The organism is Micromonospora sp. NPDC003776 (assembly GCF_053605645.1).
Genome location: NZ_JBSGJR010000750.1, coordinates 1 through 2768, shown reverse-complemented (window position 1 = coordinate 2768; position 2768 = coordinate 1). Strand labels below are relative to the sequence as shown.

Below are 2768 nucleotides of genomic sequence, written 5' to 3'. Positions count from 1 at the left end.
GCCGCCGTCGGGGCGGCCGGCGCCGAGGTGCCACCGGCGGATGCGACGAAAGCGCCACGCAGCCGTCGGGCGACGGGCGCCTCGACGGTGCTGGACGCGGACTTCACGAACTCGCCCATCTCCTTGAGCTTGGCGAGAACGGTCTTGCTTTCGACCCCGAGCTCCTTGGCGAGCTCGTGTACGCGGGCCTTTCCTGCCACTGCACTCCTCACTCCGAGGTCGTGCGGGCAGTACCCGCAGCGACCTCACTCGTGCACTTGAAGCCTGGTCATTTCTGGGACTTCATCGTGTGCTCATGTCGGTCGTCCTACCTTGCTAGCGACCCTCGACCGGTCGGGTTGACCGGTCGTCGGGGGTTGCGCGTCAACGTGCTCCGCCAGCGCACCGTGATCGACGACCCCGGTGACACGCAGCGCCCGCCCGAAGGCGCGGCGCCGCACCGCTTGCGCGAAGCAGGCCGGATCCGGGTGCATGTTCGCTCCCCGACCCGGCAGTCTGCGGGCCGGATCGGGCCGGAGGCCGTAGTGACCAGCCTCGTCGCCGACCGCGACGATCCGCAGCAACTCGCTGGCCGGCGCCCGCTTCCGGCAGCCCACACAGGTGCGCTCCGGTAGCGCGCGTCGTACCACTGGAAGAAGTCTACCCCTAGCCGTTCGAGATCGCGCCGCCCGGCTCGGGTACGTGATCAGCTCCGCTCCGGGTCGCCCCTCCGGCCTGCTCGGCGTCGGACCGGATGTCGATCCGCCAACCGGTCAGTCGGGCAGCAAGTCGGGCGTTCTGCCCTTCCCGCCCGATGGCCAGCGACAGCTGGAAGTCCGGGACGGTCACCCGGGCGGTCCGGCTGGCCAGGTCGACCACCTCGACCCGGAGCGCCTTGGCCGGCGAGAGCGCGTTGCCGACGAAGGTGGCCGGGTCGTCCGACCAGTCAATGATGTCGATCTTCTCGCCGTGCAGCTCGCTCATCACCGCGCGCACCCGCTGGCCCATCGGGCCGATGCAGGCGCCCTTGGCGTTCACGCCGGGAACGGTCGAGCGCACCGCGATCTTCGTCCGGTGACCCGCCTCACGGGCGATCGCCCCGATCTCCACGGTGCCGTCGGCGATCTCCGGCACCTCGAGGGCGAAGAGCTTCTTCACCAGTGCCGGGTGCGATCGGGACAACGTGATCTGCGGGCCGCGCATTCCCTTGGCCACGTGCACCACGACGCAGCGGATCCGCTCGCCGTGTGCGTACCGCTCGCCGGGGACCTGCTCGGACTGCGGCAGGACGCCCTCGAGCTTGCCCAGGTCGACGCTGACGATGCCCTTCTCGGAGCGGGCCTCGTGCGCCTGCACCACGCCGGTGACCAGGTCGCCGTCGCGGCCGACGTACTCACCGAAGTGCACCTCGTCGGTGGCCTCCCGCAGCCGCTGGAGGATCACCTGCTTGGCGGTCATGGCGGCGATCCGGCCGAAGTCGTGCGGGGTGTCGTCCCACTCCCGCACCACGGTGCCCTCGGCGTCCACCTCCTGGGCGTAGACCGAGGCGGCCCCGGTCTTGCGGTCGATCTCCACCCGGGCGTGCGGCTCGGCGCCCTCGGTGTGCCGGTACGCGGTCAGCAGCGCGGTCTCGATCGCCGCGAGGATGGTGTCGAACGGGATCTCCCGCTCGCGCTCCAGTGCGCGCAGCGCCGCGAGGTCGATGTTCACCTCTCCTCGTCCTCCACATCATCGTCGTCGTCGGTGTCTTCGCCGGCCCCGCCGGCTTCGTCGTCGCTGCCGAACTCGTCCGCCTCGTCGATCTCGTCCAGGCGGCTGAACTCCACCTGGACCCGGCCGGGTCCGAGTTCGGCGTAGGAATGCTCCGCGCGGCCGGCCTCGGTCTCCAGCTCCACGCGCTCGTCGTCCGCCCCGGTCACCCGACCGGTGAGCTGCCGGTCCCCCTCGGGCCCCCGCACGGTCACCTTGACCAGCCGGCCGACGTTGCGCCGCCAGTGCCGGGGCAGGGTGAGCGGCCGGTCCACGCCGGGGGAGCTGACCTCCAGCTGGTACTCGCCGGCCACGATGTCGCCCCCGGCCTCCTCGGCGGCGTCGAGCGCGGCGGAGACCGCCCGGGAGACGTCCGCGACGGCGTCCAGGTTGATGCCGCCGTCGGCGTCCACGATCACCCGGACCACGTGCCGGCGGCCGGCGCGGGAGACGGAGAGGTCCTCGAGGTCGTACCCGGCGTCGGTGACCACGGGCTCGATCACCTCGCGCAGCCGGGCGCGGCGGGCGGCCAGATCGCCGCGGGGCGCGCCGGCCCGGTCCCCGGTACGGGGCCCGGCGGACCGTCGGGGTCGCCCGGAGGGCCCCGTCGGCCTGGTGGCACGGCCACGCTGCGTCATCTGCGCACCCTTCTGGTCTCGGACGGGCCGGTCGGCCCGCCATGCCGGCACGCCACCGGGGCGTACGCGCCCGGTGGCTGCGCAGAGCGTAACGCGCGGGCCGGCCGGCGGACCCGGCGGCGCACCGACGCCGATGGGCCCATGACCCCGGCGCGGATGGTGTTGACTTGTCCGGTGGGGACGGGCAGAACGACACGACGCCAGGAAGCAGCGGGACATACCCGACGAAATGTGCTGCGCGCCGGGGCGCTGGTCGCGCTCGGCGGCGCCGCGGCGCCGCTGACCGGCTGTGATCTTTTCGACCGTGGTGGCGACGCGGCACGGGGGCCGGACCCCCTCGAACCGCTCGCCGCGGAGTCGCTCGCGCTGGAGGCCCGGTACCGGGCCGCCGTCGCCGCCGCC

At 73.0% G+C, this 2768-nt stretch carries 4 protein-coding genes; all 4 read right to left on the bottom strand.

The genetic code is table 11. From position 1 onward, the window contains the following. Positions 1-200 (bottom strand): translation initiation factor IF-2 N-terminal domain-containing protein (locus tag ACWEVO_RS34375; RefSeq protein WP_452311583.1); only part of this gene is annotated, 200 nt, incomplete at its 3' end. A gap of 93 nt (positions 201-293) precedes the next feature. Next, positions 294-629 carry a YlxR family protein gene (locus ACWEVO_RS34370; protein ID WP_452311582.1) on the bottom strand — a complete coding sequence of 112 codons (336 nt, stop codon included), beginning with the start codon at positions 627-629 and terminating at the stop codon, positions 294-296. Positions 630-645: 16 nt separating this feature from the next. Continuing rightward, positions 646-1689 (bottom strand): transcription termination factor NusA, encoded by a 1044-nt coding sequence (nusA, locus tag ACWEVO_RS34365; protein WP_452311581.1) that lies wholly within the window; start codon positions 1687-1689, stop codon positions 646-648. Further along, positions 1686-2366: a ribosome maturation factor RimP gene (gene rimP / locus ACWEVO_RS34360; RefSeq protein WP_452311580.1), complete on the bottom strand. Its 681-nt coding sequence runs from the start codon at positions 2364-2366 to the stop codon at positions 1686-1688. Before rimP ends, nusA begins: the two co-directional genes overlap by 4 nt. Between the last annotated feature and the right edge of the window lie 402 nt (positions 2367-2768).

Coding starts and splice junctions, on each gene's coding strand:
- rimP (WP_452311580.1), bottom strand. CDS start 2,366: ATGACGCAGCGTGGCCGTGCCACCAGGCCGACGGGGCCCTCCGGGCGA.